This window comes from Burkholderia sp. LMG 13014, assembly GCF_905232215.1.
Classification (GTDB): domain Bacteria; phylum Pseudomonadota; class Gammaproteobacteria; order Burkholderiales; family Burkholderiaceae; genus Burkholderia.
Genome location: NZ_CAJNKE010000669.1, coordinates 1 through 3,002 on the forward strand (window position 1 = coordinate 1; position 3,002 = coordinate 3,002).

General features: G+C 67.6%; 2 protein-coding genes and 2 pseudogenes. 1 reads left to right on the plus strand and 3 read right to left on the minus strand.

What is annotated here, in order from left to right:
* Positions 1-190 (minus strand): annotated as a pseudogene (locus tag JYJ84_RS32790) (hypothetical protein); the annotation flags it as partial.
* Positions 187-1,593: a selenium-binding protein SBP56-related protein gene (locus JYJ84_RS32795; protein WP_122946133.1), complete on the minus strand. Its 1,407-nt coding sequence runs from the start codon at positions 1,591-1,593 to the stop codon at positions 187-189. The pseudogene JYJ84_RS32790 and the gene JYJ84_RS32795, both read right to left, overlap by 4 nt.
* Positions 1,594-2,175: 582 nt before the next feature.
* On the opposite strand from JYJ84_RS32795, the gene msrA reads away from it, so the two are divergent.
* Positions 2,176-2,736 carry a peptide-methionine (S)-S-oxide reductase MsrA gene (gene msrA, locus JYJ84_RS32800; protein ID WP_122946132.1) on the plus strand — a complete coding sequence of 187 codons (561 nt, stop codon included), beginning with the start codon at positions 2,176-2,178 and terminating at the stop codon, positions 2,734-2,736.
* A gap of 33 nt (positions 2,737-2,769) precedes the next feature.
* Here msrA and JYJ84_RS32805 read toward each other — a convergent pair.
* Positions 2,770-3,002 (minus strand): annotated as a pseudogene (locus JYJ84_RS32805) (DUF72 domain-containing protein); the annotation flags it as partial.

The window sequence follows — 3,002 nt, forward strand, 5'->3', positions numbered from 1 at the left end:
CCGTGAAGACCGCGAGCGCATGGCCGAGCGCGAGATAGCCGAGCGCCGCGACGAGCGCGCCGCCGCGGCGCGTCATCAGCGCGTTCGACACCGCGAGCGGCCAGCCCATCGCGGGGTTGAGCCCGTGATACACCCCGCTCGCGAGCACGGCCGCCCACAGCGCGAACGGGGCGTGAAGGCCGGCGTTCAACGCTTGACCGACGGATAGCAGAACGAGTCGGTCGAGCAGTCGCCGCCTTCGAGCCGGATCTGGTGCGCGCGATAGCCGTCGGGGAACTCGACCCAGTAGTCGTCGGCGAGCGTCAGTCCGCCCTCCGGCCCGACATGCGCGAGTACCTGCGCGGCCGGCACGCCGTCCGGGTAGAACTGGTCGTCCCACGTCGAATAGAGCGAGTTGGTCCAGTACACGCGCCGGCCGTCGCGGCTGATCTCGACCATCTGCGGGCCGCCCGCGAACGCGCGGCCGTTCGAGTGCGGCGCGCGGCGCACGATGCCGCCGATGCGCACCGACCCCGCGAGCACCGGGTGGTGCGGATCCGACACGTCGTACTGGCGCATCTCGCCGGTGCCCCAGCACGACACGTAGAGGAAGCGATCATCGAGCGACAGGTCGATGTCGGTCACGAGCGGCGGCACGGCGCCGAATCCCTTCAGCAGCGGCGGCAGTTCGTCGGCCGCGGCCGGCTCGGCCGGGATCGTCGCGGTCTTCTTCACATGGAACTGGCCGCCTTCGCGCCACCAGGTCCAGATCGAGCCTTCGAGATTCGTCGTGTCGACCACGACGCCGACGAACCCGTATTCGCGCACCGGGTCGTGCGCGGGCCGCACCTCGAGCGCCATCTGGTGATGCGCGCCGAGATCGATCGTCTGCACGTTGCGCCGCGCGCGCAGGTCCCAGAAATGCAGCCGGTGCCCGTACTTGTTCGCGAGCAGGTCCTCGGGGACGATGCCGTTCTCGAATTGCGGCGGCAGCGCCCATTCGCTCGACACCATGTAGTCGCGCGGCAGGTTCCACCAGAAGTCGTAGTGCTTGTCCTGCGGGCCACGGTCGATCTCCCAGCGGCCGAGCACGTCGAAGGTTTCGCAATCCATGATGAAGATGCCGGGCGCGCCGTCGGTGCCGTCCTTGCCCGCGCCGCCGAGCGTGCTCACGTAGATGCCCTCGGGGCCGCAGTGCACGGTGTGCGGGCGCGAGTAGCCGGTCTTCGCGAAGATCTCGCCGGGTTCGACGATCTTGTGGATGCGCGCCTGCGTCGGATGCGGCTTCGTGTCGATCACGTAGATGCGCGACGAGCGCAGGCCCGGGATGATCAGGAAGCGGCGCTCGAGAAACGCGTGGCCCGTGAGCGGCGACAGCGACGACGAACAGGCATTCCAGCCGAAGTGGTGAAACTCGTCGCCGGTGTTCGGCATCGTGACCGTGTGCACGATTTTTCCGTAGGTCGACGAACCGGGCTTCACGTCGATCACGGCGAGCGCGTCGGGTCTGGAAAAATCGGGGCTCAGCAACAACGTATAGGCAAACTCTTCCGCCGGCGCCTGCATCGCAAGCTCGGGCGAAGCGTGAAACGTCGGGTCAGGCCGCATGCTCATGGTGATGCCCTCTCGATGGTGTGGGATCGTGGCCGCACAGCCGTTCGTTGCGGACGTGCGGGCCGGGGTGGCTGCGCGGCGCGCGACACGCCGGCGGGAGCGATCGGCAGGCGGATGCACGCATCGGCGACGCGTACGGCGCCGTGCATCAGATCGGGAAAGCGGATAAAGGCGATGGGCCGGCTCGCTGTACCTGGCGCAACACGGGTGCAAGGCAGCGCGATGGCGCAGTCGAAGCGGAAGCCCGCAACGCGGCAACGGCCGGGCGGGTGACGTGGGTGATTTCCGTGAAGGCGTGCATATCGATGTTCCGGCAGATGATGTTTGCATCAGGGTCGGGCATGCATCGGACGCGATGCGCGGGGCGACGGGTTTGCCGTCGGGTTCGCGCGTGCCTAAGTGTAGACGAGAAAAGGGCGTGCCGGTCGCGCGCGGTACCTGTCCAATCGGCCGGGTTCGCGCGCGAGTAAGATACTTGTCGAAGTGCCGCTGCGCCCCGCATCCTGCGCGGGCAGCGGCGACGCGTAACGATGGCGCCGGCGCATGCGTGCCGGCTGCCGTCATCAACGAGGGGCTGATTTCATGGGGAACGAAATGCTTGAAACCGCGACGGTGGGCGGCGGGTGCTTCTGGTGCACGGAGGCGGTGTTCCTCGACGTCGACGGCGTAACGGCCGTCCAGTCGGGCTACGCGGGCGGCCATACGCGCAATCCCGGCTATCGCGACATCTGCGAAGGCGACACGGGCCACGCGGAAGTCGTCAACGTGACGTTCGATCCGGCGCGCATCGGCTATCGCGAGATCCTCGAGATCTTCTTCGCGACGCACGATCCGACCCAGTTGAACCGGCAGGGCAACGACGTCGGCACGCAGTACCGTTCGGTCGTGTTCACGCATTCGGACGCGCAGCGCGACACGGCACTCGACGTGATCCGCGAGCTGGAGCGCGAGCAGGTGTTCGGGCAGCCGATCGTCACGCAGGTCGTGCCGCTCGACGGCAACTACTGGCCGGCCGAGGACTATCACCAGAACTATTACGCGCGTAACCCGGGGCAGGGCTACTGCTCGGTCGTGATCGGGCCGAAGCTCGCGAAATTCCGGCAGAAGTTCTCGCACCGGCTGAAGTCGCTGCGCGGCGCGTAAGCGCGGCCGGCGCAAGCCGGTATCAAGTCGGTATCAAGCCGCCTCGTTGCGCCACTGCGCGCACGCGGCGGCGATCTCGCGCGCGAGCGCGATGCACGACAGCGGCGCGGAGCCTTCCGCCTTGTTGTTGATCGTGATGATCACCGGCTGCCCGGCCAGCGCATAGCGCGCGGCCAGTTCGGCGAGCGCCGAGCGCGTGGCCGGATCCTCGTCGACCAGCTTGTCGAACGGCTCGTATTTCGCTTTCGCCTGTTCGTACTTGAAGC